This window comes from Candidatus Zixiibacteriota bacterium (assembly GCA_019038695.1).
In the GTDB taxonomy this organism is placed as follows: domain Bacteria; phylum Zixibacteria; class MSB-5A5; order GN15; family FEB-12; genus B120-G9.
Genome location: JAHOYZ010000057.1, coordinates 1 through 4,597 on the forward strand (window position 1 = coordinate 1; position 4,597 = coordinate 4,597).

The 4,597-nt window shown below is 52.9% G+C and carries 2 protein-coding genes; one reads left to right on the plus strand and one right to left on the minus strand.

Going from position 1 to position 4,597, the window contains the following annotated elements; genetic code table 11:
• A partial coding sequence (locus KOO62_13675) for a hypothetical protein (protein MBU8935031.1) occupies positions 1 to 2,624 on the minus strand: 2,624 nt, incomplete at its 3' end.
• 599 nt (positions 2,625 to 3,223) lie between these two features.
• Here KOO62_13675 and KOO62_13680 point away from each other — a divergent pair.
• Positions 3,224 to 4,597 (plus strand): RecQ family ATP-dependent DNA helicase (locus KOO62_13680; protein MBU8935032.1); only part of this gene is annotated, 1,374 nt, incomplete at its 3' end.

The window sequence follows — 4,597 nt, forward strand, 5'->3', positions numbered from 1 at the left end:
ACACCACCAGGAGCGGCAACAGTGCCACCCTGATTACCGGTACCCAGAGTCGGGACATCCCAGTCAATCCACTCGCCGAAGTACATATCGGTCGTGGCATCAGCTACGATCTTGTAACCTTCGACCACGAAACTATTGCCATCCACAATGTAGGTATGCTTCAGCAATTGGATCGAGGTATCAGGGGTTACAAACACGTCAGAGACATGCTCCATATAGTCATCACCGGTGCTCTTGGACGGACCGGTTCCGGGGATCGGACGGAAGTCGTGTTCGCTTGACCGTGCCGGGACCCAGAACGGGTTCCAGGCATAGGTACCGAAGGCTTCACTGTCGTCAATCATCATGACCGGACAGGCGTCATACAAGTAGACGTGCTCGGTAGCATAGTCTTCGTCAGTGAGAGTACATTCCGGTCCGGAGGAATCAGTATGGACAAAATCCATATTGACATTGCCCCAGCCGCTGTGGCCAAGTTGACCCTGATTGGCACAGGTCAAAGCAAAGTTGGAGGCATTATTGACCGTATCCCAAATCACCTGCACAACCGTGTCGGCGATCACGGTAGCAATCTCAAAAGCCGTGATAAGTGGACGATCAGGATCGTTGGAAGCGATAGTTATCTCTGCTTCCAGAGCGGTCTGGGTTGTGACAATACCGCCCGGGTTGAGGTTGACGTCGAAGTAACCTTCGCCACCAATACCAATCGTACCCGGTGTACCTGTAATCGTCACCCAGCTCGGATCACCAACCGTTACGTTGGCAGCGATTGTGCCAACAATAAGATCGGCGTTACCGATATTCAGAATCGTAACGTCCTCGATCACAGTCGGCGTACCGGTCTTCACCCAGTTAGTCGGAGCCAGGAAGTCCGGATGACTGCAGTTGATCTGAGGCTTAATGATCGGATCAACACAGGGCAAACGGAACCACTTGATCGGGTTGTAGGTCCACACCGGAGCATCGTCGCGCCAGCGAGCCACACCGGCATAGAGGTCATCGACATACGCAACATCGATGTACCAACCTTGAGTGTCTCCCTGTCCCGGAGCCAGAACATCGCGAACCTGGAAAGCTTCAGGAACCGCAGCCCACTTGGTCGTATCATAGAGCGACATGTCCATCGCGTAACGGGACGGGGAAGCATAGTTGTCATGGTCACAGTTATTGGCGGCTGTGCTGTCACAGTCGGGGTTGTGAGAGTTGGTCAGGTTACGACCGGCATCCCACGCCCCACCGTCCAGTGTCGACGAAACCGACATGTAGATTTCGGTATTGTAACCACCGGTCCAGACGTTATCGACCGGACAGTCAAGTGAGTCACCGGCGTCCGGATCACCAAACTGCTGCCAGATGACAACCAGGTTGGTGTCACACTGGGAGATGGCACCCTTGGCCAGGTTGGCCACGTTGGTACCGGCACGGCCACACATCGAGCCCAGGCCGTGGAAATCGGCAACCGCCACCAGGGACAGCTTGCCACCAGCGTTGTCACCGGACACACGATCGGTCCAGTGATACAAACGGGCCGGGTCAATACCCTGTGAAACACAACCGACCACTTCCATCGTGTTGTACACGATATGAAGATAACCGTCAGTGTCATAAAGGGCGTCGACATTACACCAGGGCACCCAGGCGGACCCTTCAAGATCCACATTGATAATAGTGATCGGAGTCAAATCCGGCCAACTGGCGCCACCGTCGGTCGACTCAACATAGGCGACATTATCACAATCATCGCCATCGTTGGTCATAAAGACAACGGCAACATCACCATTCATCGTGGAAGCGGCAACAGTCATCTCACCCGACCAGTTCATGGCCTGGGTTATGCGCTGGTAAGTCCAGGGGCCGGGTGTCGGGTTGTCGCCGACACGGCGCCAGTAGCCGCAAGTAGGACCGATGAACTCAACGGCCACAACGTGGGTGATGATCTGGCCAGCGTAGTGCTGCAACTCAATCTTCGGATAACCCTGTGTCACTGTGGGATCCTCAGAAATCGAGGCCGGCAGTGTGTCACCTAGCATCGTGCCCCAGGCGCCGGGCCCGGCAACATCCCAGAAGATCTCGCAGTTGCTGATATCATCGGTGACCACCGGTGTCCGCCAGTAGGTGGCGGGCATGGCATGACCGGTTGTGTCAACCGCCAACTGCGGCATGATTCCGTGGGTGTTGATTGGGTCACCATACATCAGAAGCGGGGTAGGTCCCCAGGCACCCTGGGTCCCAACCAACGGATTGAAGTAGTCGTACATAGCAGATTGGGGGGAGACATCGTAATCAGGTCCGCCAACACCCTGGAAAGCATAAATGAAGTGAATGATCGGGTCGTTGCGCCAGTCAACAGTACGGCCAGGATGGTACCAGTTTGGCCGGTCTTCGAATGATCTGCCTACAATGTATCCCGGTGAGTTACCGTCGGCAGTGTGAGTGCCTAAGGAAGTCTGATTGGAGCCTCTGTTGAAAGCCTGGAACTGGTTTTCTGACTCCTGGAAAGAGAAGCCATATGCCTTGACTTTGTCGAAACTTAGGTCGGTAGACCGAGATGCATCGGCAGAGACGGCTAGCATGGCCACTGTTAGTAAGATGAGGATAAACAAAGAAGTAGATTTCCTTGTCATGCTCTGCTCCTTTCAAGCATTTGCTTCTTGCCTGTCTTGTGATAAGGTTTTCTTTTACAACAACTGGAAAGTCTGACGCAGTATTCTGACCATTATGCAAGTCCAGAAGCGCGTCCTTGCTACATCAAACTGTAAATCCACCTCCTTCCACACAAACGCACGTACGCGTAGCCCTCGCGCGCTCAGTCTATCGTCCAAAGTTGTCAGCCTACGATGTCACTCGCATTCAAAAAGGTTTATATGCTTGCCCTTCCACTAGCGGGTGTTCAATACCCGTAGAGAAGGCATGCAGGCTAGGTATTGGGTGAGTAATCCGGTGTGAATCAAAGAAGTACAAGCAGTGGATTATCAATTTCCAATAATATAGTGGCAACACGTTCAAACACAAGAAAAAAGCGTCGCATAATCTGCGCTTTTCCCTCTGATAACGATGGTCTGAAGGGATATTTTTTGCTCGCCAATCAGAATGTGATATACAGCCGGTTGACCACATCTGAGAATCTATGTATATTTACTGACACAGTCATTTCCAAGACAACACGCATGGAGGGTAAACAATTGAATCACAACGTAATAGGTTGTGCGGGTCGGCGTGTGATATGACCGACGACAAGTCTCTTGCCAAAATCCGACAGGTTCTGGGTCGTTATTGGGGATTTCAGGATTTCCTGCCGCAACAGAAAGAGGCGATGCTTTGTGCTGAAGAAAGTCGGGATTCAATCGTTGTGCTGCCGACCGGGGGAGGTAAATCTCTGTGTTTTCAGGCCCCGGCCGTAGCCCTTGCCGGAATGGCCATTGTCGTCTCACCCTTGATCTCATTGATGAAAGATCAGGTCGATTCTCTTCGGGACTGCGGAGTCGAAGCGGCGCGGCTTGACAGCTCTCAGCAGCCTGAAGATCAGCAGCGGGTTCTTTCTGCAATACGGAACGGAGGTCTGAAGATTCTCTATCTGGCACCGGAACGTATTGTTTCAGAACCGTTTGCCAACTTAATTCGAGATGTCAGAATTTCGCTGATTGCCGTTGATGAAGCCCATTGTGTCAGCATGTGGGGGCATGATTTTCGCCCTGAATATCGGCAACTCGACATTCTCAAGAAAATGTTCCCAAATACGGGGATCCACGCCTACACCGCAACTGCCACTGAACAGGTTCGCAACGATATTGGCCGGCAACTCCACCTGGACAACCCCGAGTCGATTGTCGGTTCATTTGACCGCCCCAACCTCCACTTCAAGATTCAGCGTCTTACCCGTAGATTTGAGCAGATTGCCGAAGTACTCAGCAGACATCGCGGCGAATCGGGCATCGTCTACTGCATCAGGCGGAAGGATGTCGATCAGATGTGCAGTGAAATGACTGCCCGGGGATTCTCAGTTCTGCCGTATCACGCCGGGATGGAAAATAGCGAGCGGAAGAATAACCAGGAAGCCTTCGCCAGAGAAGAGATTGACACCATTGTTGCCACCGTCGCCTTCGGGATGGGCATCGATAAGTCCAACGTGCGTTACGTGGTCCATGCCGGGATGCCCAAATCGCTTGAGCACTATCAGCAGGAGAGTGGTCGGGCCGGTCGCGACAGCCTCGAGGCTGAGTGTTGCCTGTTCTATTCCGGTCGAGATTACGCCACTTGGGAGTTTCTACTGGGGGATATGGAGTCTGAACCGCGAAAAATCGCGATGCGAAAGCTTGGGCACATATGGAACTACTGCACCGGTGTCACCTGCCGCCATCAGGCCATTGTGAACTACTTCGGACAGCAACTTCAAAAAGAGAACTGTGCCGCCTGCGACGTCTGCCTGGGCGAACTTGACAAAATGGAAGACTCTCTGACCGTAGCCCAGAAGATACTTTCCTGCGTTATCCGACTGGACCAACGATTCGGAGCCGAGTATACGACACTCGTGCTGGTCGGATCACAGAAGGCCCGTATCAAGAAATTGGGACACGATCGGTTGAAAACCTACGGTATC